We start from the raw sequence: 22,109 nt of genomic DNA, 5'->3' as shown, positions 1-22,109 counted from the left end.
GTAGACTGGTTCTCGTTGAATCGCGACACGAAAGATTTTGGGAGTAAGTGATGCGCATAGTTACCGCTGCCGTCATGGCCTCAACGCTGGCGTTTAGTGCATTTAGCCAGGCGGCTGGAGTCATCACCGGCGATAACCGTCCTTCATCGGAGGGCATCGCGCAGCAGAGTGGCCAGGGCCATATGTTCGACGGCATAAGTTTAACCGAACATCAGCGTCAACAGATGCGAGATCTGATGCAGCGGGCTCGTCATGACCAGCCCCCTGTTAATGTTAGCGAAATAGAGACAATGCACCGCCTTGTCACCGCAGAAAATTTTGACGAAAACGCTGTGCGCGCTCAGGCAAACAAAATGGCGCAGGAACAGGTTGCCCGCCAGGTCGAAATGGCCCGGGTCCGCAACCAGATGTTTCACCTGCTAACGCCAGAGCAGCAAGCGGTTTTAAACCAGAAACACCAGCAACGTATGGACCAGTTGCGCGAGGTTGCACGGATGCAGAAGAACGCTGAATCGACGCTTTTTAGTAGCAACACCCGTAGTAACCAGTAAACCCTGTTTTCCTTGCCATAGACACCATCCCTGTCTTCCCCCTCATGATGAGGGGGTTTTTTTTATCAATCACTTACATGTAATTCTAAGTAAATACAGCCACTTAGAAAAAGCCCTAAAGGTGTTGAGCGGTTTTAAAATTCCCTGAGTGTGGACGCAATGTGGACACCCAAAGAGGTAATTTATAACGCTACTCCACCGTTAAGAGGATTCAGAGCGACAGCGTTCTGAAGATAGTCAGGGGCAAGGTGCGCGTAGGCCATCGTCTGCTGAATATTCGCGTGCCCGAGAATCTGCTGTAACGCAATTATATTGCCCCCGTTCATCATGAAATGACTTGCGAAAGTATGGCGTAGAATGTGGGTTGCCTGATTGGTTGGTATATCAGGTTTCACTCTGCGTAAAATCCCGCAAAACTTCTCATAATCGACCTTGAACAATTTAGCGCTGGCCTCCCCTTTTACCTTCTTCTCCAGTTCCTCAGAAATTGGCACGGTTCTTTTTTTACCGTTTTTGGTTTTCAAAAAGGTGACCCTGCCGCTTGTTATCTGCGCTGGTTTCAGTGTCGCAACTTCCGTCCATCTTCCGCCGGTGCTCAGGCACAAAAGCGCGACCAGTAAGTCATCATCAACCAAAACACTTAACAATTTTTCGATTTCTGATTTCTCTAAGAACGTCATTTCCGGGTTGACCTCTGCCAACGGCGGCAGTCCGTGAATCGGGTGCTGCCCGGAAAATTCATCCAACTGAATTAACTTGGTGAACATGCCTGAAAATCGATACATATCACGATTTATCGTTGCGGCGCTGATACCATCACGCAGGCGTGCTGAACGATAATCCATCAGTGCCCTTTTGCTCATCCGGCTCACCGGCATATCCCCTATACCGCTGATAGTCTTGAGCAAGTGGTTAAACTCTTTTGTGCCGTGCTCGTGGTTTTGTCCGTGATACCTCCACCAAACATCCAGCAACTCCGATAAAGTGCGGCGGTCGGCTCGCTGGCCTGCCCATTCTTTCTGGCTTGCGTTGGCGATTGTGTATCGCTCAAATGCTACGGCCTCAGCTTTTCTTTCAAACTTCCTGCGGATGCGTTTTCCATCGCGACCGCGAGGTCTAATGTCCACTTCGTAGCGTCCATCATCGAGCTTTTTGATACTCATAAAGCCCTCCGATGAATACTTGTTTTCGTGCTGTTTAGCTTTTTGTGCTTATGTGACGCGTATTTTTCGGCCAGTAACATGCACTTAAAATGCATGTAATTCCGGTGAATCGTTAGCCAGTTTTGCGGCCTGAGTGTGACGAGGTTGTTTCGTCTTGCCCAGAGTGTGCGACGACCGGACTAATTTGTCCGGCTTCTGGCGCAACCTCATCGGTCATAATCCAGAGCGTGTACTTCTTGAAAAGCGGGACGTTTACGATCTGCTTCACAATCTGAAAGCCCGGTTCTTTATGGCCTCCTTCGTAATTCTTAAGTGAGCTTAAAGCTACTCCACTGATTTCACAGAATTTTACCTGCGTTAGTCCTTCGGCCTTCCGTATTGCCCTGAGCTTCTCCGATGTTTTCATTTGACAAGGTTTCCTTATGGAGACTATATTTGCCTCGAAAGGTACCCATTGGGAAACCTTTCGAGGCGTGAGGCCAGCCTGTCAGAAACGTTCCTGAACGGTTTTGAAAGGGCTGGATCTAACAAGGTTAGCATGGGAGGTGTGATTTATGGACGCAAATAACTATGTAATTCAGTACCCGATTGATGCGGTACACCCTGATAAGTTCGCAGAATTGCTAGGAAAGCCGCGTACTGCAGTCGTTGAAATGCTCAAAGCTAATAAACTGCCGGTTGTTGAGTTTCGCGATCCGACTAAGCCGAATGCACGTGCAGGCGACAAACTGGTTTTCATTCCTGAGTTCAATCGCGGCGTACGCGAGGCATTTTACAACCGACCGACTGAGCAGCGTGACGCCTGGCTTTTATGGATGGGGCTCTAACTATGAATGAACCTCGGTGCATCGCTCAGTTACTCCGCTATGAAAGCCCGAACCCGATTAACTTCACTATCACCCACGGTCGGGGGCGCAAAGGCATCATTATCCGCACCCGTAAGCCAGGCATTCTGACCGCCGTTAAACGCATCATCAAAGTGAAAGGGGTGTCAAAATGGCTGTAATGACCCTTGAGTTAGTCCAGCAACAACCTGCAGGCCTGCGCGTGATAATCGGTAAGCATCTTGCGCAGCCTCGCTGGCAGGACTCATGCGATTTTTACAATCAGATGATGGAGCGCGACCGCCTGACGGTCTGTTTCCATGCACAGCTTAAACAGCGTCACGCGACCATGCGTTTTGAAGAAATGAACGATGTTGATCGGGAGCGTCTGGCCTGCGCGATAGATGAGCTGCGCGGGGCATTTTCTAAACGTCGCCAGGTAGGCGCGAGTGAGCAGGCATATATCAGTTTCCTGACGGTCAGTCAGCGTCGCACTTTATTCCTTCATGCGGGATTAACTGAGCTTGAATTTAATCAGCCTTACTGGCGAATTAATGAAGATTCCTGTTATTGGCGTGAACAATTATTCAGGGCGCTACGTGAATTATTTAGCTTGTTTGAATATGCCCCAACTATTTTAACCTCGGTAAAGCCTGAGCAATATTTGCATTAATTAAATAGCCGAACTTTTTTACGCGCTTGAATGCGTGGGACATTCTTTTGTCTGGAGCCGGATGAATGAATAAAGAATTATCAGTACCTCGCAGCAATATGAAAGCCCTGTTAGCGCAGGCCACGATTGAGGCGCAGCTAGTCACCGCGACCCGTTTCGCGTCGGCGCTTGACTCTCTGATAGCTCACATTTGTAAGTCTGAAATGAACCGAACGGAAATCATTGAGCTGTTAGGGCAGGAATCCGAAAAGCTGCACAACTCTATTTTGAATCAACAATAAAGTAATAAGGGGATATATGAGCGTTAACATTGTTATCGATAATAAATACGTGATTACAAGCGATCCGCTTCAATTTGTTTTGCAGGAAAAGAAAATCGCTAAATCTGGCAAAAATGCCGGTAAAGAGTGGCTTGCTATCGTGGGCTTTTACCCAACTATTTCTAAGCTCGTTACCGCACTGGCGCTGCATAACATTTTAAACGGTGAGGCTCGTCAGTTCTCAGACCTTGAAAAGCAGATTGAGCAGTTAGGCGAAAAATGCCTGGAGGCATTCACCGCTAATGGCCGTTGAGACCCGGGGGCGCGTTGCCCCCTCGCCACCACCCCCGCTACAAAAAAGCACCGGTGAGACTTTCGTCGGTGCTTATCCGTGGAATAAAGCCAGCAAAGAGGCCATAGGCCGCGACAGACCCCTTACACTTGCCGAACTCCGTCAGGTGCAAGGTGTTTTAAACCGGATTGACCGCCTGCCGTTTTTCCTGCAAACGCTATTTACCTCGCGTTATAACTTCATCCGCCGCACAAAGAGCCCTCTGGGTGGGCTGTATTTCCTCAAAAATACATTTGAGCGCAAACTGCTGCCACGTCTTGAGCGTGTCAATGAGCTGTGCGGTATGAATGAATCCGCCACGATTGGCTTTTTGTCCGAGCGTGACCAGTATGCGCGCCTGCCTGATATGAATGACAAAGAGCTCAGGAAATTTGCGGCCAGAATTGCCTCGCAGCTCTGGAACAAATACGAGGATTTAAGCGACGCCTGGGCGGAGGCGCACGGCGGGAAAGAATCACTATTCACCGATGAGGCGCAGGCGCATTTATACGGTCAGGTAGCCGGTATTGCGCGCGCTTTCAACCTTACCCCGATTTACTGGAAAAAATACCGTAAGGGTCTGATGACGATCCGCATGGCATTTTCCGCTATCTCACGTCTGATTAAGGATGAGTGGTGGGTTAACCAGCTCAAGGCGCAGCGTATGCGCTGGCGCGAGGCGCTGCTCATCGCTGCCGGTGAGGTCAATAAAGACCGTTCGCCTTACGCCAGCAAAATGGCGATCCGCGATGTTCACGCGCGCCGCCTGGCTAATCTCGAATACCTGAAATCCTGCGAGCTCGAAAACAAAGTTACCGGCGAACGTATCGACCTCATCAGCAAGGTTATGGGGAGTATTTCAAACCCTGAAATCCGTCGCATGGAGCTGATGAATACAATCGCCGGGATTGAGCGCTACGCGGTCAGCGTTGGTGACGTGGGGATGTTTATCACGCTGACCACCCCGTCAAAGTATCACCCGACTCGTCAGGTCGGAAAAGGCGAGAGTAAAACGGTGCAGTTCAATCATGGCTGGAACGAAACCGCATACACCCCTAAAGACGGCCAGCGCTATCTGTGCCGAATCTGGAGCCTGATGCGTACCGCTTTCAAAGATAACGAGTTAGAGGTTTACGGGATGCGCGTTGTCGAGCCTCATCACGACGGCACGCCGCATTGGCACATGATGCTGTTTTGCAAACCCGGTCAGCGTAAAGCCATCAACGACATTATGCGTCGTTATGCCCTTAAAGAGGACGGACACGAGAAGGGTGCAGCTAAACAGCGCTTTGAGTCCCGTCACCTTAATCAGGGCGGCGCGGCGGGTTATATCGCTAAATACATTGCCAAAAATATCGACGGCTACGCGCTCGACGGCCAGCTCGATCACGATACCGGCAAGCCCCTGAAAGATACGGCTGCAGCCGTCACCGCATGGGCGTCTACATGGCGCATCCCTCAGTTTAAACCGATTGGCCTCCCGACGATGGGTGCTTATCGCGAACTGCGCAAACTGCCGTGCGGGGTGAGTATTGCCAGCGAGTTTGACGACCGGGTCGAGGCCGCGCGAGCTGCTGCTGATGAGGGTGACTTTGAGCGGTACATCATCGCGCAGGGCGGCGCAAACATGCCGCGTGATGCGCAGGCCGTCAGGGTCGCCCGTAAGGTGACGGATGAGGTTAACGAGTACGAGGAAGATATTGAGAGGGTTGTCGGTATTTATGCCCCTCATCTCGGGGCGCACCGCGTTCATGTAACCCGTACAGCCGAATGGCGAATCGTTCCAAAGGTGTTGGCCGTTGAGCCTTTGACCTTAAAAAGCGGCTCTGCCGCGCCTCGGAGTCCTGTCAATAACTGTGGAAAGCTCACCGGAGGTGGCGATCCAGTTTTGACACCCACACCGTCTGAGCAAGCCGCAGCGGTGTTAAATCTGATTGAGCGCGGGGTCCTCGGCTGGAATGAGCCGGACGTCGTGAAGGTGCTTAACGGGGCGTTAAAAGCTTGCGCACCGCGCAAACATCGGCAGCAAAGAAGCAATTTGCCGCTCAAAACCAGCGAGCAAGCGCCATCAGCCAGGATGACAAAACCCGAAAGGGATCGCGTGGCGAAAATTCGTTTCGATTTGGCTCAGGAAGGTATTACGCCGGAACGGTGGGAGCTCGATGTGTTGGCGCGTGGAGCAACGGTTATGTATGGCGATAAAAAATTCAAATATCCGGCTGCTGATGAGTGGCCGGGCGATTCAACTCAAACGGAGTGGGCTTAATGAAAGATTATCTGATTCTTGGGGTTAAATAAAAATGATTAATTTTATTTTGATAATGACTCTCATCTCAACCAATGGGGTATCAGTAGCAACGGCAGAGCTGAGCGATAAACAAGCTTGTCAGGAGGCAGGCCAAAAATGGTCGAATCAGGTGGATAAATTCTCCCGCCATGTTTATTTCACGTGTGCAAAAGTGGCAGAGGAGAACGTAGCAAAATGAGCTATCCGCGAATGATGCCAGCGCCGCCTGTGCATACCACTAAAAATGTTAAGCTGATGGCCGTCGTGCACCGCCTACAGCAAATAATGATTAACGAAAACCTGACCCCTGACGAGCTGGTCGTGTGTGCCGATGTTGTCCGGAATAATTATCGCAAATATAACGATATCAGCACTCCGAAATCAAATGTGATCCAGCCAGCACCACGGCGACCATAAGAACGCCACCGGCGGTGAAACTCGCTTTCACTGCCGGTGGCGTTGAACAACGAGCCAGGCGAGGCGTTAGATTGTAATGATGATTTTTAAGTCATATTTGAGGTGATTTGTTGGGAAAAACATCTAATCGCTTGTTATAGATCGGTCTAAGATTAGCAAACAGTTATACATCCTGTAACTTTTACAGTTGGAGATTTGAATAGGCTCATGTAGCGCAATTTGCATGAAAAGTGTTATGGGAAAACCGGGATTAGTGTTATATTAATGGCTGAAAAATCCAGCTTGACATAAAATTACACTTATGGTAAGGCTGTAATCCCTTAACTTCAAACGTAGGAGGCAACCATGAGCTTTGCAGCGAAAAATCTGCTTAATCATTTTTGGGACCGCCGACTACCTGTCGATCCGTTTAAGCTCGCCACGGCATGGGGAGCAAGAGTGGAGGCACTCAGGGAATCGGCGTATAACAACGATGGGTTAAGCGGTTTGGCCGTAATTAAAAACGGTGTACCACGAATTTATTATGACTCAACTGAGCACTATAACCGTCAGCGGTTTACTGTAGCGCATGAGCTTGGTCATCACGTTTTGGGTCATACACAAGATGGAGAGTACCATCGCGACAGCATCGGTAACTACTCTACTGGTACACATGAATTTTGTGAAATTGAAGCTAACCAGTTTGCAGCAGAACTGCTAATGCCCGAAGATGCAATTCGTCAGTTAGTGTCCCGTGAAGGTGTCGATAGCACTTTACGTCTGGCGAACATATTTAACGTTTCTGAAGCCGCTATGCACTGGCGCCTCAAAGGTTTAGGTATGGCTTACTGATAGCCCTTTAATTTTTCTTAAACCAGTTTAAAATCACCATTATTCCTATTGATAATGGTGATTTTTTTTATGTCTAGTATTGATTTGTCTGGGCAATCTCCGGCTCAACCACAGCAAACGCCCCCGCCCTCTGGTTTAACTCCCCCAACTACACCACCTAGCGATAATGATCCTGACATTTTAATTCGTAGGGACGTTAGGGATGGTATGGAAAGGCGTGGCATGCGCTTGATTCTATCTATAACCGTACTGATTTTTGCCGTTATGTTTTTATGGCAAGGACTTTTTTTCGCTCTTAAGGTTGGGAATGGGCTCTTGCAAGCTAAGAGCAGCATCGTTGAAGTGTTAACTAAAAAAAGTGAAAAAGAGATCTGTCAGCCATCAACTAAATGTGTTGAGTCTGAAGACCCTAAGAAATCCAGCCAATCCACGCCATCAACTGACAAAAATGAAAGCACTATCCCTCCTTTATCTACCGATTGGTTGTCAGCTAGCTCACTGATTGCAATCGTAGCTTTCATACTTGGTGTCGGGTTGACTCTAATTTTGACTCTCCTTAAGTCGGCGTTCCATCATCCTACTGACAAAAACCTTAACGGACAGAAAACTACGGATAACATTGAGTTGGCGACGCCTTTGAGCGAGTTAATTATGGGCATGATAAACTACCTCAAAAACAAGTTTTCCAAATAATGGTGATTATCTAATCAATCAAGCCGGCACCCTGAATGCCGGTTTTTTTATGCCATTTTTTCGTGAGTTTTCTTTTTTTCAGTCATGCATGCAGTAGGTGCATGAGTTTGCATTCGTTTTTTATTTCCGGTTTTGCCAGCCTGCGCTAATGCTGGCGCGGCTCGGGGCTCCTGATGCACCTGCATTGAAAGCGACCCGCTAAGCGCGCAGGCGAGGCGGGGATAGCACTGCGCGCCAGACGTGGTGGCGGGATTTATTTTGCGCGTCTGTGCGCGTCGTGGCGGGGTGCTGTGCTGTGAGGTCGGGCGATGAGGTGTGCGAGGGATTGCGCAGCGTACGCGGCGTCTGGTGCGCTCTGAGGATATGCCGCCCGGAGGCGGCATTTTGGGCGGGGTTAATCGGTGTCGATGTTGTAATCCTTAAAGCGGATCACCTCCATTCCTAACCAGTCGTTTATTTCCTTGAAACGCTCCTGCAGCGGCGTCAGCTCGTTACGCACAAATACCCGCGCCACCTTCTCGATGTCACCCATTGAGCCGATATTCTCAGGTTTGCCCCCCATCAGCTGGAACGGAACGCGGTGCGCATCGAGCAGGTCGGCGGCGCTCACCTTTTTGATATTGAAAAAATCATCCTTCGTGGCGACTTCACTCAGCGGCACGATCTTAATGCCGTCCGGTTTCCCGTTGGGCGCATAGAAAAACAGGTTTTTAAAATTCCCGAGCCCTTTCGAGTCACGCATCGCGGAGCGCAGCGACTCGACGTCAGTGCTGCTCTGTGCCGCGTCGGTCACGTACATGATGTAACCCGCGTGCGCGCCATTCTGGTAATACTTGCGACGAAACAGCGTGGCGGATTCATTCAGCCAGGCTGAATTCAGCGCGCTCAGGTATTCCGGCATCCCGTAGAGCTCCTGATTGATATCGGGCTCAAGTAAATGGCACACCGAGCCGGGGGCGAACTGGTGCGGGTGAGTAAAGCTCGACACGTACCAGTAAACATCATCCTCGACACCCCTGCGGGTGTATTTGGCCGGGGAGGTTTCCAGCTTCATGAGCTGGCCGGTAACGCTCAGGCGCTTCTCAAGATAGCCGTTTGCAAAGACCAGATAATCGAGTACAAGGCGGCTAAAATCCTGACGTGACAGCAATGGATGCGGAATATAGGTGCTCGTCAGGATGTTGCGCTTAACGTAAATCGGGGAGCTGTGATGTACGGCGGCACGCAGGCTTTTCGCCAGCCCCGAGAAGTTGACCGGCGGCTCGTACCATTTCCCGTTATTGATACACTCGACATAGTCGAGGATATCGCGGCGATCCAGAACGGGGGAGGGCTCACCAAAGGTGAACGCCTCCATTTTCTGCGGCGCGCTGGCGGTCATGCTGGCTGTCTGTTGTGGTTGTTTCTTTTGACGTTTTTTCATATTAGTTAATGTCCAGAATTGAGGCTGATTGCATCCCGCTACCGGCGGAAAGCGGTTCGTTTAACAGGGCGTGCATGGTCGCCCACGCGATATCTGCATGGCTGGCCTCTTCACTGCGGCTGGCTTCATAGGTGGAACTGCGGCCACTGCTGGTCATGGTTTTACGGATAGCCATAAATGACTGAGTGATGTCGGTTGCACCGGTGTCGTATTCCAGACACCCGCGTCGGATTGTGTCTTTCGCTTTCAGCACCATGGCGGTCTTCATTTCCGGCGTGTAGCGGATGGCGCGCGCCGCCGGGAAGAACGAGCGCACGAGCTGGTAAACACCCTGGCCGATACCGGTCGCATCGATGCCGATATAGTCGACGGTGTATTTTTCGGTGAGTGAGCGGATGGCCTCGGCCTGCGCGGCAAAGTCCATACCTTTCCACTGATGACGCTCAAGGATGCGGAATTTGCCACCGGCTACCAGTGGCGGAGCCAGTACCGCGCAGCCTGCGCTGTCGCCGGTGTGTGACGGGTCATAGCCAATCCAGACCGGGCGCCAGTTAAACGGGCGGTCGGCAAACGGTGCAAAGTCCTCCCATTCTTCCATCACATCAACCATGCAGCGCTGCAGCTCCTCGAACGGGAATACTGACGCTTTGTCGTCGACAAACTCGCACATGAAGAGGTTGCGGAAGTCATCCGCGCTGTTTTCCTGTCTGAGCTGGTCGAGGTTAAACAGGGTGCAGCCACCGGAAAGCGCGTCCTCAATGGTGACAATCTGCCGCCACTGGCCGTCCCCGCACAGCACGCCACCGGCAAGCGCCTGATGGCTGATATCGATGTCGACACGTTCGTCGCGGTTACTGCGCCCCCGGTTAAACAGCTCGCCTGACCAGAACGGGTAAGCACCATGCGCCAGCGTGGATGGGGTCGAGAAATAGGTCGTGCGCAGGTGTGACTGCGAAGCCATACCCGAGGCCACTTTGCGCAGGCGCTGGAAATTGGGGATCCAGAAAATTTCATCGACATACAGGTCGCCGTTATGGCTCTGCGCGGTGTTGGAGTTGGTACCGAGGAAAATCAGCTCTGCGCCGTTGTTGCCGATGACAATCGGGTCGCCTGACAGGTCGACGTCGACCAGACGTGCAAAGGCGATGATGTACTTACGGAAAACGTAAGCCTGCGTTTTACTCGCTGACAAAAATATCTGGTTCTGGCCGGTTTTAAGGGCGCGAAGAAGTGCCTCGCGCGCAAAGTAGAACGTTGCGCCAATCTGGCGCGATTTCAGGATGTGGCGGATCCGATGTTCCAGCCCCGCTTTATGCCAGTGGAGCTGATACGCAAAGGACTGGTCGAGGAAAATCTCTTCCAGCTTCTCAATTGCCTCCTCGCTGAAATAATTACGTTTCGGCTTTTTGCGATCCCCCTTGTTGCGGCTCGCAATGTTGGGGTTTAAATCGACCTCGTTTCCGGTCTGGCTGTAGCGGTTCACGCGCGCGAGGCGCTCCAGCTGACGCGACAGAAAATCAGCGACTTTGAAGTCATGCGCGGTGAGGTCTTGCTTTGCGTAAAGCTGGATGAGCCGCGCCTCAAGCGTCGACTCCACGCGGTTAATCGGCGCGGTTTCCTCCCATCCATCACGCTGTTTCCAGCTCTGCACGGTCGGGCGCTTGAGCTGCAGCATGTCGCAGATTTGCGGCACGGCGAACCCCTGCCAGTACAGCAGCCGCGCCTGTCGTCGCGGGTCATTGAGCAGTGAAAGGTCAGTTGAAATGGTCATGTTTGCCTCGTTTTGATGTCACAAGGCAAGGCTAAGGAAATGGCAGGGCGTTATCGCTAAACCCCTGTTGTGTCAGGGGTTGCACTTCTGTAACCGGTGGCTGATGCGGGACGGAGTCGGGAAACTAACCCCGACCCGAAAACCCAACATCAGGACACCTGAACAATGGCAAAGAAAATTTCTAAATGGTTTCGCATTGGCGTCGAGGGTGACACCTGCGATGGCCGCGTAATCAGTGGCGATGATATTCAGGATATGGCCGACACGTTCGACCCGCGTGTCTATGGCTGTCGTATCAACCTCGAACATATCCGGGGGCTGATGCCTGACAGTCCGTTTAAACGCTACGGCGACGTTATCGAAGTCAAAGCCGAAACCATCAGCGATGACTCAGCGCTTAACGGCAAAAAAGCGCTGTTTGGCAAAATTCAGCCGCTCGACGAGCTGGTCAGCATGGTTAAGGCCGGTCAGAAGGTTTACACCTCTATGGAGATCCGCCCGAACTTTGCCAACAGCGGCAAGTGCTATCTCATCGGGCTGGCCGTGACCGATGACCCGGCAAGCCTCGGCACCGAATACCTCGAATTCTGCAGCCGTGCCACGCAGAACCCGCTCGCCGGTAAAAAAGACCAGCCGGGTGACGTTTTCTCTGTGGCCTCACTGGCTGAGCTGGAGTTTGAAGACGTTCCCGACACCATGCTCAACAGCCTGACCGACAAGGTCAAAGCCATTTTCAGCCGTAAGCAGGCCAGCGATGACGCGCGTCTCGCAGATGTGCATGAGGCGGTGACCACCGTCACCGAGCAGGTACAGACCAACCTGACCGAGACCGACAAACGTCTCACCGGGCTGGAGACCGCTTTTGCACAGCTTAAGCAGGACGTGACCCGCACGACCGAAGAAAACGCACAGGCGTTTACCTCCCTGAAACACTCCCTCGATAACACCGAAAGTCAGCGCCAGCCGCGCCGCGAACTTTCAAAAGGCGGTACCGGCGACGAGCTGCTGACCAACTGCTGATAATCCGCCGGGCGTGCTGCCCGGCCTGATACCTATTACCTGAACAGGAATAACCATGCGTAAAGATACCCGTTTCAAATTCAATGCCTACCTGTCCCGCGTCGCGGAGCTGAACGGTGTTTCCACCGATGACGTGGCGAAGAAATTCACCGTCGAGCCGTCGGTCACGCAAACCCTGATGACCACCCTGCAGATGTCATCCGCGTTTCTGACAAAAATTAACATCGTGCCGGTCGACGAGCTGAAAGGCGAAAAAGTTGGCGTCGGTGTTAACGGTACGATTGCCAGCACTGCCGACACCGCCGGGGATGATGAGCGTAAGACCGCGGATTTCACCGCGCTGGAGTCCAACAAATACGAGTGCGATCAGATTAACTTTGATTTCCATATTCGTTACAAACAACTCGACCTGTGGGCGCGATTCCAGGACTTCCAGACCCGTATCCGTGACGCGATTATCAAACGTCAGTCGCTTGATTTCATCATGGCCGGTTTCAACGGCATCGAGCGCGCGGCGACGTCAGACCGCAAACAAAATCCGCTGCTGCAGGACGTGGCGACCGGCTGGCTGCAGAAGTACCGCAACGAAGCGCCAGCGCGCGTGATGTCAAAAATCACTGACGATGAGGGCGCGGTAATTTCCGACGTGATCCGCGTGGGTAAAAATGGCGACTATGCGAACCTCGATGCGCTGGTCATGGATGCCACCGGCAACCTGATTGATGAGATTTATCAGGATGACCCGGAGCTGGTCGTTATCACCGGGCGTAAGCTGATGGCGGATAAATATTTCCCTATCGTCAACAAGACGCAGGAAAACAGCGAGTCGCTGGCCGCTGACATCATCATCAGCCAGAAGCGCATCGGCAACCTGCCAGCCGTGCGCGTCCCGTACTTCCCGGCTAATGCCCTGATGGTGACACGTCTCGATAACCTGTCGATTTACTTCATGGATGATGCACACCGTCGCGCCATCATCGAAGAGCCGAAAAAAGACCGCATCGAAAACTACGAGTCAATGAATATTGACTATGTGGTCGAGGCTTACGCCGCCGGTTGCCTGGTTGAAAACATCACGCTTGGTGACTTCACTGCGCCTGAAACACCGGATAGCGGAGAGTAAGCCATGACGAGTCCCGCAGCGCGTCACATGATGCGGGTCTCGGCCTCTGAAACAGCGCGGCGGGCTGCTGTCCCGCTGCGCAATGCAACTGCCTATGAGCAGATGCTGGTTAAGCTGGCCGCAGACAACCGCACGCTAAAACAAATCCGATCCAATGAGCGCAAGGCAGATAAAAAGCGCGAGCTGCTGCCGTTCTATCTGCCGTGGGTGGCTGGCGTCCTCGCGAACGGCAAGGGTGCGCAGGATGACGTTGTCATGACGGTCATGCTGTGGCGTCTCGATGCTGACGATATCGCCGGGGCGCTGGAAATTGCCCGTTATGCCATGACCTATGGCCTGACCATGCCGACCGGGCGCCGTCCGACGCCTTACCTGCTGGCCGAAGAGGTGGCACTTGCCGCGCAGCGCCTGCGCAGCGCTAAACAGCCGGTCGAACTGGCGAACCTGCTCGACACCCTCGCGCTGACTGAGCGTGCTGATATGCCGGACATCGTGCGCGCCAAACTGCACAAAATCACCGGCTACGTGCTGCGTGATGCGGAGCAATTGCCCGAGGCGCTGGCGCACCTGCAGCGTGCGATCCAGTTAGAGGGCGCTATCGGTGTGCGTAAAGACATCGAGCAGTTAGAGCGCCAGCTCAGGCCAAAACCCGAGCCGAAAACCAAAACGATTAAACCGCGTGTGCGCAAACCCGCCGAAAAACCGGCGGCACGGCGTGGACGTCCACCAAAGGCGGTAAAAGCCGCAGGTTAACCGAGCGCTCCCCGAGCCGGGCGGCACGGCGGTCAATGCGGGTATCAATTGCCCTGACTGCGACCGGCGTCCACCGCCCAACCTATTACCCGAGGTTGTCATGACGACGCTGATTATTGAGCAAAACAAAGAGCCGCAGGACGTGCCGGGCGTGGTGATACCGCCGCCGGGCGTGAGCGAGCCGGTAATCAAAAACACCCCGTTTTACCCTGATGTTGATCCGAAGCGCGTGCGGGAAGAAATGCGCCTTGAACAGACCGTTTCCCCGGTGCGCCTGCGCCGGGCGATTAAGACCGCCATCGCGGAGACTAACGCGGAGCTGGGCGAATGGCGCGAGCGTCAGCTCGATGCCGGTTACGCCACGCTGGCTGATGTCCCGACCGACGAGCTCGACGGCGAGAGTGTGCGGGTTTTCCACTACTTCAACGCCGTGTGTTCGATGACGACGGCCACGCTTTATGAGCGTTTTCGCGGCGTGGATGCGACCGCCAAAGGGGACAAAAAGGCCGACAGCATCGACAGCACTATCGATGAAATGTGGCGGGATATGCGCTGGTCAGTGGCGCGTATTCAGGACAAAGCGCGCTGCATTGTGGGGCAAATCTGATGAAAGCGTATGCGCTGCAGGGCGACACCCTCGACGCGATTTGCGCGCGGTATTACGGGCGCACCGGGGGAGTCGTCGAAACCGTGTTAAAGGCTAATCCCGGTCTGTCTGAGCTCGGCGTCATTCTGCCGCACGGAACGGCTATCGAGCTGCCCGATACCGACAGCGCGGCCAAAACCGAAACGGTGAATCTATGGGACTGAGTATGGAAAAAATCACCACGTTTATCGCCTACTGGCTGGCCGTCGCGCTGGCCTATCTCGGGGCGATGTCGCCCGAAAAGGTGGCGCTTTATGTGGGTGGCGGGTGCGCCATTTTTACCGCGCTGACGAACTACTGGTTTAAGCGCAAAACGTACCGCTACCTGACGTCACTCGGACTCGATAAGGGGGCGATCCGTGAGCTCAATCATTAAACGTTGCAGTGTGGCCGCAGTGCTGGCGCTGGCGGCGCTGATGCCTGACTTTCGTCTGCTTAACACCTCGCCCGGGGGGCTGGCGCTGATTGCCGACCTCGAAGGATGTCGCCTGACGCCTTACCAGTGCAGCGCGGGAGTGTGGACGTCTGGCATCGGCCACACTGCAGGCGTCGTCCCGAAAAGGGATATCACCGAGCGACAGGCGGCGGCGAACCTTGTCGCGGATGTGCTGAACGTCGAGAAGCGTCTCGCGGTCTGCGTACCGGTGAAAATGCCGCAGCGCATTTACGACGCGCTGGTCAGCTTCTCATTCAACGTGGGAACCGGCGCGGCCTGCCGGTCGACGCTGGTCTCGTATATCAAACGCCAGCAGTGGTGGCAGGCGTGCGACCAGCTCACCCGCTGGGTTTTTGTGAAAGGCGAAGTCAGCACCGGGCTGGAAAACCGCCGCGCGCGTGAGCGTGCTTACTGCATCAAGGGGGTGCCATGAAAATGATGTTGTTTTTACTGGCTGCACTGGTTGCGGTTGTGCTCTGGCAGCGCCACGAAAACGGCAACCTCACGCGCTCTTTTGAACGGGCGAACAGGGTCGCCGGTGAACAAAAAAACGTGATCGGCATGCTGAAAAATCAGCTTTCCGTTTCGCAGGGAATTGCCAGGGCAAACGAAACCGCGCAGGTCAGTTTACGCGGTGAACTGATTGCCGCCGGTGCGATGGCAGTGCGGCGTGAAGAGACCATTACGAGGCTGTTAAATGAGAATGAAACATTACGCCGCTGGTATGGCGACAAGCTGCCTGATGTTGTGCGCAGGCTGCACACCCGCGCCGGTTGTGCCTCCGCCGGTCATTGTTTACAGCGCGTGCCCGAAGGTGAGCTATTGCCCGATGCCGGAAAGCAATCCGGTCACTAATGGCGACCTGAGTGCAGATATTCGCAGGCTTGAGCACGCGCTCGCCGCCTGCGCGCTGCAGGTTGAAACCGTCAAAGACTGTCAGGATAAACTCGATGAAGAAAGCCATCAGCCTGCGCAAAGCGTTAACTGACGCCGTCCCGCAGCTTAAAACCAATCCCGAAATGATGCGCATCTTTGCCGATGAGGGGAATATCGATGCGCGTCTCGCGGCCTCACTGTCCCATGAAAAAAAATACACCCTCAATGTGATCGTGTGTGATTTTGTGGGCGACCCTGATTTGATTTTCGTGCCGGTGGCCGCGTGGCTCAGGGAAAACCAGCCGGATATCTGCACGCTCGATGAGGGACGCAAAAAGGGCTACCGTTTCCAGATGGATTTAAACGACGGGGATAATGTCGACATCAGTATCAGCCTGCAGCTGACCGAGCGCACCATCATCAGGGAGGAAAACGGCGTACTGCATGTGAGCTATGCCCCCGAGCCGCCACTGCCTGAGCCTGTCACCCGTCCGAAAGCGCTCTATATCAACGGCGAACTGGTGAGTAAATGGGATGAGTGACTTAAAGCCCTTTAACGATAAGCTCGCCGGGCTGCTTGCTGCCCTGTCACCTGCAGGCCGTCGACAGCTTTCCGGTGAGATTGCGAAACAGCTCAGAACGGCACAGCAGCAACGGATTAAACAGCAAAAAGCCCCGGACGGTTCACCCTATCAGGCGCGTAGGCGTCAGCCGCTCAGGGCAAAGACCGGGCGAATCAAAAGGGCGATGTTTCAGAAGCTGCGCACGAGCCGTTACATGAAAGCCGGTGGGCGTGAAAACAGTGCTGTGGTGGAATTTACCGGGAAAGTGCAGCGTATCGCGCGCGTTCATCAGTACGGACTTAAAGACCGGCCAAACGTGCACGCACAGGACGTGCAGTATGCAGAGCGCCAGCTACTCGGATTTAGCCAGGCAGATAAACAGCTTGTCGAGACACTAATAATAACACATCTAGATTGAATTACTGGCGATGATGGCCTTTGCGTCATCGCCATTGCTATAACCAATTATGAATTCCCACCAATTTTCTTGATTTTCCAGAGCGTAAAGCGTCGTTTAAACCAACCAAAGACAATTTGCGATATAACTTTCTTTTCTCGAGTTTTCGTTTTTAGCTGTTCTAATTCAACAAAGGCAAGGTATTGAAACTTCGAAGCCTCATTTCGACCGTTGTCTCGAAGTTTAGTGATTAATTCAATATCACCATTTTTGTTATAAGTAATAAAGGATGAAACGGCATGTTGTACTTTGAAAGCATGATTACGTATTAAATCATCAGATGTGATACTGATTTCGTTATGCAGTCTTAAATAATTAAGATAGTCATCGCTGCTACCATCGCATTGTGAAAAAAGATATTTCTGCATTAACGATTGAGAGGTTGTTAAGAAGTCAACGTACTTTTTGGTTTTTTCTTCAATGTCTTTATTGATTTGAGCAAGAACGAGCTTTTTATTTTCATGATTCTGAGAGAGTTTTAGAGTGAGCCAGCTGCTAGCCAGTGCTATCAATGACCCTAGGCCAATTTTAACGGCATTATCAGTGACATCTATCCAAGTCAAAGCCATGTTCATATCCTTTTTATGTCCGAATTAGCGTGATTGTAAGCCGAACTCTTATTGTAAAAAAATAAAAAAAGATTGAGTCATCAACTCAGAACATGTTTAACAATGGCTTGTTGTTTGAGACACCATTGAACCCCGTTTCATTGCCGCGGTCCTTGCTCGGCGGCATCCTTTCCCCATGAATAATTTAAATTCTCTGCAGGAGATCGCACGCGCGATCCGCAACCTCATCCGCACTGGCATCGTAACCGACATCGACCTCGTCGAGGGGCTGTGTCGTGTCCAGACCGGCGGAATGCAAACTACCTGGCTGAACTGGCTCACCTGTCGCGCCGGTCGCTCGCGGGTGTGGTGGGCTCCCTCGGTCGGTGAGCAGGTGCTTTTGCTGGCTATCGGCGGGGAACTCGATACGGCCTTTGTGCTGCCGGGCATTTTCTCGGATGACAATCCCGCGCCGTCAGCCTCGCCTGATGCGCTTCATGTGTCCTTTCCTGACGGGGCGGTTATCGAGTACGAACCCGAAAGCGGGTCGCTCACCGTATCCGGCATCAAAACCGCCGACGTCACCGCGTCGGATTCCGTTACCGCCACCGTGCCGGTAGTGCTGGTCAAAGCCTCGACCCGCATCACGCTCGACACTCCCGAGGTGGTGTGTACCAACAAGCTGATCACCGGCTCCCTCGAAGTGCAGAAAGGCGGAACGATGAAAGGGAATATCACGCACACCGGCGGGAAATTCACCTCTAACGGCGTGCAGGTGGATGACCACAACCACGGCGGTGTTGAAAAAGGCGGGAGCTGGACGGAGGGCATCCAATGACGGTGCGTTATCTGGGCATGAGCAGCCAGACCGGGCTCAGTATTTCTGAGGTCGAGCATATCAGGCAAAGCGTGCGCGACATTCTGGTCACGCCGATTGGCTCGCGCGTCATGCGCCGTGAATACGGCTCTCTCCTGTCGGCACTGATTGACCAGCCGCAGACACCGGCGCTGCGCCTGCAGATTATGGCCGCGTGCTATTCCGCGATCCAGAAGTGGGAGCCGCGCGTCACCCTGACATCAATTGCTTTTGAGCGGTCAGACACTGACGGCGGGCTGTATGTCGATATCACCGGCACGCGCTCGACATCAGGCCAGCCAATTTCCATCACCATTCCACTGAGTTAAATCACTATGGCAACTGTTGACCTGAGTCAGTTACCCGTTCCCGATGTGGTTGAGGTACTGGACTATGAAACCATCCTTGCAGAACGCAAAGCGACGCTGATTTCGCTTTATCCCGAAGACCAGCAGGAGGCCATTACCCGGACGCTCGCGCTTGAGTCAGAGCCGATTGTTAAGCTGCTGCAGGAAAACGCCTACCGTGAGGTTATCTGGCGTCAGCGTGTGAACGAGGCAGCACTGGCGGTGACGCTGGCGTATTCCGCCGGTAATGACCTCGACGTCGTGGTCGGGAACAACAATACCGAGCGCCTGACCATCACCCCGGAGGACACTACAACCATTCCGCCGACGCCTGCGGTTATGGAGTCCGACACCGACCTGCGCCTGCGCGCACAACAGGCGTTTGAGGGGTTGAGCGTGGCGGGGCCGGTCGGGGCGTATGAGTATCACGGCCGCAGCGCAGACGGGCGGGTCGCTGACGTCTCGGTCGAAAGCCCGTCGCCAGCCTGCGTGACGATCACCGTGTTATCCCGCGAGGATGACGGCACCGCCAGCCCTGAGTTACTGGCGATTGTTGATAAGGCGCTCAATGCCGAAGATGTGCGCCCGGTAGCCGACCGGGTGACCGTCCAGTCAGCCGAAATTGTGCCGTATCAGATTGACGCAACGCTCTACGTTTACCCCGGCCCCGAATCTGAGCCCATCAGGCAGGCATCAGAGCAGAAGCTGCAGAGCTACATCAGCGCGCAGCACCGTCTCGGGCGTGATATCCGCCTGTCGGCCATTTATGCGGCGCTGCATGTTGAAGGTGTGCAGCGTGTTGAGCTGGCATCACCGCAGGCCGATATTGTGCTGACTAAGTCGCAGGCGTCGAACTGCACCGAGTACCAGATAACTATCGGGGGCTCGGATGAGTGACCGGCTTTTACCCGTTGGCTCATCACAGCTTGAAGTCGCCGCCGCTGCCGCGCTCGCTGAGATTAAGTGCGTGCCGGTACCGCTGCGCACCCTGTGGAACTGGCGCGACTGCCCGTTAAACCTGCTGCCCTATCTGGCGTGGGCGCTGTCGGTTGACAGGTGGGATGAGGGGTGGCCGGAGGCGACAAAGCGCAGCGTGTGTGCGTCCTCGTTTTTCGTCCATCAGCACAAAGGCACTATCAGCGCATTACGTCGGGTCGTTGAACCGCTCGGCTATCTGATTGAGGTACGCGAGTGGTGGCAGCTCGACGAGGAGCCCGGCACATTCCGCCTCGTTGTCGGCGTGCTCGACAGTGGCATCACGGATGAAATGTATCAGGAGCTTGAGCGCCTGATTGACGATGCCAGACCGGCAAGCCGCCACCTGACCGGGCTGGCTATCAGCCTCAGTGCGACCGGCGAGCTGTATGTCGGCGCAGGATGCTACCACGGCGACGCGCTGACGGTTTACCCCTACACCCCCGAGGAAATTATCGTCGGCGGTGAATATTATCCGGCCTCGGCCATCCATTTGATTGACAACCTGAGAGTGAACGTATGACCGCAAAATATTTAGCCATTCTGACCAATCAGGGCGCGGCGCGGCTGGCGAACGCGGCGGCACTCGGTACCAGACTTAACCTGACGCAGATGGGCGTCGGTGATGCAAACGGTACGCTGCCGACCCCTGACCCCGCGCAAACGAAGCTCATCAATCAGAAGCGTATTGCGCCGCTGAACATGCTGAGCATTGACCCGGCAAATGAAAGCCAGATTATCGCGGAGCAGATTATCCCCGAGAATGAGGGGGGCTTCTGGATACGCGAGATTGGTATCTATGACGAAGACGGCATTTTGATTGCCGTGGCGAACTGCCCGGAAACCTATAAGCCGCAGCTGCAGGAGGGAAGCGGTCGCACGCAGACCATTCGCATGATCCTGATTGTGTCGAGCACGTCGGCCATTACCCTGAAAATTGACCCGTCGGTCGTGCTGGCAACGCGCCAGTATGTCGACGATGGGGTTATCGAGGTGAAAGCCTATGCCGATAGTCTGCTGACCGCACACCTTGCCGCTGCTGACCCGCACGCGCAGTACCTCAAAACAGCGGATATTGATAAATACATTCCGGTCGGGTTTCCGCTGCCGTGGCCGCAGGTAACGCCGCCGGCTGGCTGGCTTAAATGCAACGGCGCGACTTTTGACAAGACGAAATATCCAAAGCTGGCCGTCGTTTATCCGTCCGGTACCCTGCCTGATATGCGCGGTGAGTTTATGCGCGGGTGGGATGACGGGCGCGGTGTGGATTCTGGCCGTGCCATTCTATCGAGCCAGACTGATGCAGTGCAGAAGATGACTGGCGCAATCAAGGGGGTAGTGCATTTTTCTAACAATCAGGGTACCGGCGTGTTTGATACTGGTGATACGGGGAATAGTGTCTCTCTGGATGAAAACCCACAAGGTAATGCAGTAACCGATCACAACTTTGATTCTTCCCGTGTTGTTCGCTCGGCTACCGAAACCCGACCGCGCAACATTGCATTTAACTACATCGTGAGGGCGGCATGATGGCGAAAGCAACATTGAATAAAAACGGCATTGCCACGAAAGCCGGTGATATGACGGTGTATAACTACGATGGTGAAACCCGCGAATTTCTGGCGTCATCCGTCGAGTTTCTGGCGGTGGGCGTGGGGATTCCTGCTAATTCCTGCACTGATGCGCCGCCCGATAATAAAGCCGGTTTTGCCATTTGCCGCACGGCCAGCTGTGATGGGTGGGAGTATGTTACCGATCACCGGAGCGAGACGGTTTATGACACGGCAACCGGCCAGCCTGTCGAGATTACTGCGCTGGGTGATTATCCTGCCAGTGTGACCACTGTTAAGCCGCTGACGCCTTATGACCGCTGGAACGGTAGCGAATGGGTCACCGACACGGATGCTCAAAAAACGGGTCAGGTTGCGGCAGCTCAACAGAAAAAAGGCTTATTGCTGGCCGAAGCCCAAAGCACTATCAGCCTGTGGCAAACCGAGCTCCAGCTCGGCAGCATCTCTGATGATGACAAAACCAGCCTGATTAGCTGGATGGCTTATATCAAAGAGCTGCAGGCTGTTGATACCGATACGGCACCGGGTATTAACTGGCCGGTTTCTCCGGCGGTGTAGGTCGTTCATTCTCCGGGACGGCGGATGTGTCCATGCATTCACCGCGCCCGGATACATCCCCGTATCAACGTGACCCTCACATCAAAACGCGCTTTTCCCCGTCTTAAGAAAATCCCTCGCCATAAATACCGACTCGTCGTTGTGCCAGCTATCACC

The 22,109-nt window shown here is 53.7% G+C and carries 33 protein-coding genes; 28 read left to right on the top strand and 5 right to left on the bottom strand.

Annotated features, from left to right (window positions below):
- Window positions 1–50 precede the first annotated feature (50 nt).
- Complete coding sequence (cpxP, locus tag GNG26_RS21915) at window positions 51–551, top strand: cell-envelope stress modulator CpxP (protein WP_156240075.1); 501 nt, start codon at window positions 51–53, stop codon at window positions 549–551.
- A 182-nt stretch (window positions 552–733) separates the two neighbouring features.
- Here the strand turns inward: cpxP and GNG26_RS21910 are convergent, their stop codons facing one another.
- Both GNG26_RS21910 and GNG26_RS21905 read right to left on the bottom strand, forming a co-directional pair.
- A complete protein-coding gene (locus tag GNG26_RS21910; RefSeq protein ID WP_156240074.1) occupies window positions 734–1,714 on the bottom strand; it encodes a tyrosine-type recombinase/integrase in 981 nt (326 codons plus the stop codon).
- A 112-nt stretch (window positions 1,715–1,826) separates the two neighbouring features.
- Complete coding sequence (locus GNG26_RS21905) at window positions 1,827–2,120, bottom strand: DNA-binding transcriptional regulator (protein ID WP_156240073.1); 294 nt, start codon at window positions 2,118–2,120, stop codon at window positions 1,827–1,829.
- 148 nt (window positions 2,121–2,268) lie between these two features.
- On the opposite strand from GNG26_RS21905, the gene GNG26_RS21900 reads away from it, so the two are divergent.
- The 10 genes from GNG26_RS21900 to GNG26_RS22570 all read left to right on the top strand — a co-directional run bounded on the left by GNG26_RS21900 (window position 2,269) and on the right by GNG26_RS22570 (window position 8,030).
- Window positions 2,269–2,541 carry a Cox family DNA-binding protein gene (locus GNG26_RS21900; protein WP_156240072.1) on the top strand — a complete coding sequence of 91 codons (273 nt, stop codon included), beginning with the start codon at window positions 2,269–2,271 and terminating at the stop codon, window positions 2,539–2,541.
- Between the two features lie 2 nt (window positions 2,542–2,543).
- Entirely contained in the window at window positions 2,544–2,720 is a 177-nt protein-coding gene (locus GNG26_RS22575) for a hypothetical protein (RefSeq protein WP_197080121.1), read from the top strand.
- Window positions 2,711–3,211 (top strand): replication protein B, encoded by a 501-nt coding sequence (locus GNG26_RS21895; protein WP_156240071.1) that lies wholly within the window; start codon window positions 2,711–2,713, stop codon window positions 3,209–3,211. The genes GNG26_RS22575 and GNG26_RS21895 overlap by 10 nt, the downstream gene beginning before the upstream one ends.
- A 65-nt stretch (window positions 3,212–3,276) precedes the next feature.
- Entirely contained in the window at window positions 3,277–3,492 is a 216-nt protein-coding gene (locus GNG26_RS21890; protein ID WP_156240070.1) for a DUF2732 family protein, read from the top strand.
- A 16-nt stretch (window positions 3,493–3,508) separates the two neighbouring features.
- Window positions 3,509–3,784, top strand: a complete 276-nt coding sequence (locus GNG26_RS21885; RefSeq protein WP_156240069.1) for a DUF5405 family protein — start codon at window positions 3,509–3,511, stop codon at window positions 3,782–3,784.
- Entirely contained in the window at window positions 3,774–6,068 is a 2,295-nt protein-coding gene (locus GNG26_RS21880) for a replication endonuclease (RefSeq protein WP_156240068.1), read from the top strand. Before GNG26_RS21885 ends, GNG26_RS21880 begins: the two co-directional genes overlap by 11 nt.
- Window positions 6,069–6,102: 34 nt before the next feature.
- On the top strand, window positions 6,103–6,288 hold the full coding sequence (locus tag GNG26_RS21875) for a hypothetical protein (RefSeq protein ID WP_156240067.1): 186 nt from the start codon (window positions 6,103–6,105) through the stop codon (window positions 6,286–6,288).
- 11 nt (window positions 6,289–6,299) lie between these two features.
- Window positions 6,300–6,506, top strand: coding sequence for a hypothetical protein (locus GNG26_RS22735; RefSeq protein ID WP_231604356.1), 207 nt, complete (start codon window positions 6,300–6,302; stop codon window positions 6,504–6,506).
- Between the two features lie 345 nt (window positions 6,507–6,851).
- On the top strand, window positions 6,852–7,337 hold the full coding sequence (locus tag GNG26_RS21870) for an ImmA/IrrE family metallo-endopeptidase (protein WP_156240066.1): 486 nt from the start codon (window positions 6,852–6,854) through the stop codon (window positions 7,335–7,337).
- A gap of 69 nt (window positions 7,338–7,406) precedes the next feature.
- On the top strand, window positions 7,407–8,030 hold the full coding sequence (locus GNG26_RS22570; protein WP_231604182.1) for a hypothetical protein: 624 nt from the start codon (window positions 7,407–7,409) through the stop codon (window positions 8,028–8,030).
- 394 nt (window positions 8,031–8,424) lie between these two features.
- Here GNG26_RS22570 and GNG26_RS21860 read toward each other — a convergent pair whose 3' ends face one another.
- Window positions 8,425–9,453, bottom strand: a complete 1,029-nt coding sequence (locus tag GNG26_RS21860; protein ID WP_156240065.1) for a phage portal protein — start codon at window positions 9,451–9,453, stop codon at window positions 8,425–8,427.
- 1 nt (window position 9,454) lies between these two features.
- Window positions 9,455–11,224 (bottom strand): terminase ATPase subunit family protein, encoded by a 1,770-nt coding sequence (locus GNG26_RS21855; RefSeq protein ID WP_156240064.1) that lies wholly within the window; start codon window positions 11,222–11,224, stop codon window positions 9,455–9,457.
- 165 nt (window positions 11,225–11,389) lie between these two features.
- Between GNG26_RS21855 and GNG26_RS21850 the strand changes: the two genes are divergently transcribed.
- From GNG26_RS21850 to GNG26_RS21800, 11 genes are all read left to right on the top strand, one after another.
- Window positions 11,390–12,244 carry a GPO family capsid scaffolding protein gene (locus GNG26_RS21850; RefSeq protein WP_156240063.1) on the top strand — a complete coding sequence of 285 codons (855 nt, stop codon included), beginning with the start codon at window positions 11,390–11,392 and terminating at the stop codon, window positions 12,242–12,244.
- Window positions 12,245–12,299: 55 nt separating this feature from the next.
- Window positions 12,300–13,367, top strand: coding sequence for a phage major capsid protein, P2 family (locus tag GNG26_RS21845; RefSeq protein WP_156240062.1), 1,068 nt, complete (start codon window positions 12,300–12,302; stop codon window positions 13,365–13,367).
- Between the two features lie 3 nt (window positions 13,368–13,370).
- Window positions 13,371–14,120, top strand: a complete 750-nt coding sequence (locus GNG26_RS21840; protein ID WP_156240061.1) for a terminase endonuclease subunit — start codon at window positions 13,371–13,373, stop codon at window positions 14,118–14,120.
- A 100-nt stretch (window positions 14,121–14,220) separates the two neighbouring features.
- Window positions 14,221–14,727: a head completion/stabilization protein gene (locus GNG26_RS21835; protein ID WP_156240060.1), complete on the top strand. Its 507-nt coding sequence runs from the start codon at window positions 14,221–14,223 to the stop codon at window positions 14,725–14,727.
- The gene (locus tag GNG26_RS21830; RefSeq protein WP_156240059.1) at window positions 14,727–14,930 is read left to right on the top strand and encodes a tail protein X; all 204 of its coding nucleotides are present in this window, start codon (window positions 14,727–14,729) and stop codon (window positions 14,928–14,930) included. Before GNG26_RS21835 ends, GNG26_RS21830 begins: the two co-directional genes overlap by 1 nt.
- Window positions 14,921–15,142, top strand: coding sequence for a primosomal protein (locus GNG26_RS21825; RefSeq protein ID WP_156240058.1), 222 nt, complete (start codon window positions 14,921–14,923; stop codon window positions 15,140–15,142). The genes GNG26_RS21830 and GNG26_RS21825 overlap by 10 nt, the downstream gene beginning before the upstream one ends.
- On the top strand, window positions 15,126–15,635 hold the full coding sequence (locus GNG26_RS21820) for a lysozyme (protein ID WP_156240057.1): 510 nt from the start codon (window positions 15,126–15,128) through the stop codon (window positions 15,633–15,635). Before GNG26_RS21825 ends, GNG26_RS21820 begins: the two co-directional genes overlap by 17 nt.
- Window positions 15,632–16,057 carry an Rz-like lysis system protein LysB gene (lysB, locus tag GNG26_RS21815; protein WP_156240056.1) on the top strand — a complete coding sequence of 142 codons (426 nt, stop codon included), beginning with the start codon at window positions 15,632–15,634 and terminating at the stop codon, window positions 16,055–16,057. Before GNG26_RS21820 ends, lysB begins: the two co-directional genes overlap by 4 nt.
- The gene (lysC, locus tag GNG26_RS22730) at window positions 15,945–16,190 is read left to right on the top strand and encodes an Rz1-like lysis system protein LysC (RefSeq protein WP_156240228.1); all 246 of its coding nucleotides are present in this window, start codon (window positions 15,945–15,947) and stop codon (window positions 16,188–16,190) included. The genes lysB and lysC overlap by 113 nt, the downstream gene beginning before the upstream one ends.
- Complete coding sequence (locus GNG26_RS21805) at window positions 16,153–16,620, top strand: phage tail protein (protein WP_156240055.1); 468 nt, start codon at window positions 16,153–16,155, stop codon at window positions 16,618–16,620. Before lysC ends, GNG26_RS21805 begins: the two co-directional genes overlap by 38 nt.
- A complete protein-coding gene (locus GNG26_RS21800; RefSeq protein ID WP_156240054.1) occupies window positions 16,613–17,059 on the top strand; it encodes a phage virion morphogenesis protein in 447 nt (148 codons plus the stop codon). The genes GNG26_RS21805 and GNG26_RS21800 overlap by 8 nt, the downstream gene beginning before the upstream one ends.
- Window positions 17,060–17,106: 47 nt before the next feature.
- On the opposite strand, the gene GNG26_RS21795 is transcribed toward GNG26_RS21800, so the two are convergent.
- The gene (locus GNG26_RS21795; protein ID WP_231604179.1) at window positions 17,107–17,667 is read right to left on the bottom strand and encodes a peptidase M14; all 561 of its coding nucleotides are present in this window, start codon (window positions 17,665–17,667) and stop codon (window positions 17,107–17,109) included.
- Between the two features lie 175 nt (window positions 17,668–17,842).
- Here GNG26_RS21795 and GNG26_RS21790 point away from each other — a divergent pair, with 175 nt between their 5' ends.
- The 6 genes from GNG26_RS21790 to GNG26_RS21765 are packed head-to-tail and all read left to right on the top strand — an operon-like array spanning window position 17,843 to window position 21,953.
- Window positions 17,843–18,484 (top strand): phage baseplate assembly protein V, encoded by a 642-nt coding sequence (locus GNG26_RS21790; RefSeq protein ID WP_156240053.1) that lies wholly within the window; start codon window positions 17,843–17,845, stop codon window positions 18,482–18,484.
- On the top strand, window positions 18,481–18,831 hold the full coding sequence (locus tag GNG26_RS21785; protein WP_156240052.1) for a GPW/gp25 family protein: 351 nt from the start codon (window positions 18,481–18,483) through the stop codon (window positions 18,829–18,831). The genes GNG26_RS21790 and GNG26_RS21785 overlap by 4 nt, the downstream gene beginning before the upstream one ends.
- A 6-nt stretch (window positions 18,832–18,837) precedes the next feature.
- Window positions 18,838–19,746: a baseplate assembly protein gene (locus GNG26_RS21780; protein WP_156240051.1), complete on the top strand. Its 909-nt coding sequence runs from the start codon at window positions 18,838–18,840 to the stop codon at window positions 19,744–19,746.
- Entirely contained in the window at window positions 19,739–20,347 is a 609-nt protein-coding gene (locus tag GNG26_RS21775; protein WP_156240050.1) for a phage tail protein I, read from the top strand. The genes GNG26_RS21780 and GNG26_RS21775 overlap by 8 nt, the downstream gene beginning before the upstream one ends.
- Entirely contained in the window at window positions 20,344–21,354 is a 1,011-nt protein-coding gene (locus GNG26_RS21770) for a phage tail protein (RefSeq protein ID WP_156240049.1), read from the top strand. The genes GNG26_RS21775 and GNG26_RS21770 overlap by 4 nt, the downstream gene beginning before the upstream one ends.
- A complete protein-coding gene (locus GNG26_RS21765) occupies window positions 21,354–21,953 on the top strand; it encodes a tail fiber assembly protein (RefSeq protein WP_156240227.1) in 600 nt (199 codons plus the stop codon). The genes GNG26_RS21770 and GNG26_RS21765 overlap by 1 nt, the downstream gene beginning before the upstream one ends.
- The last annotated feature ends 156 nt before the right edge of the window (window positions 21,954–22,109 follow it).

It is taken from the genome of Leclercia sp. J807, from assembly GCF_009734465.1.
GTDB lineage: Bacteria > Pseudomonadota > Gammaproteobacteria > Enterobacterales > Enterobacteriaceae > Enterobacter.
This window is presented reverse-complemented; position numbering and strand designations above follow the sequence as displayed.